Source organism: Vibrio sp. 2132-1 (assembly GCF_033344315.1).
This window is the reverse complement of the sequence record NZ_JAWPON010000333.1, coordinates 1-705: the sequence shown is the minus strand read 5'-3', so window position 1 is coordinate 705 and position 705 is coordinate 1. Positions and strand designations below refer to the sequence as shown.

Below are 705 nucleotides of genomic sequence, written 5' to 3'. Positions count from 1 at the left end.
CTCGTCTAGCAACGAAATTATTCTTCATTCTGCAGTGACTGACGGTGATACGGTGTTAGTTGACCGAAACTGTCATAAGTCTTTGAACTATGCATTGAATATGTCTGGGGCAATGCCAATTTACATGGTGCCAAAACGTAATGCTCGTGGTGTGATTGGTCCGGTACCGTCTAGCCAAATGACGCCAGCATCAATTAAACAAAAGATGCAAGACAGCCCGATAATAGCTGACAAAGAAACCCTGCCAGTGTTAGCAGCATTGACTAACTCTACCTACGACGGCTTATGTTACAACGTTGAAACCACAACGCGTTTACTCAGCGACTCTGTTCCTCGTATTCACTATGACGAGGCGTGGTATGCCTATGCTCGATTTAATGGTCTGTATGAAGGTCGTTACGGAATGCACCGTGGTGAGCGCCATCCTGATGATGCCACCATCTCTGTTACGCACTCAACGCATAAGTTACTTGCTGCGTTATCGCAAGCGTCAATGATTCACCTACGCTCGGGAAAAGTACCAGTTGAACCAGCACTGTTTAACGAGGCGTTTATGATGCACACATCGACGTCACCTCAATACAGCATTATTGCGTCCACAGATGTTTCCGCAAAAATGATGGACGATTCAGGTGAGTATTTAACAGATGAGTGTATTAGTGAGGCTATTGCTTTCCGTAAGTCTATCGTGAGTATCAAGCAACA

The 705-nt window shown here is 45.2% G+C and carries 1 pseudogene; it reads left to right on the top strand.

From position 1 onward, the window contains the following. A pseudogene (locus R8N47_RS25245) lies at positions 1-705 on the top strand (arginine decarboxylase); the annotation flags it as partial.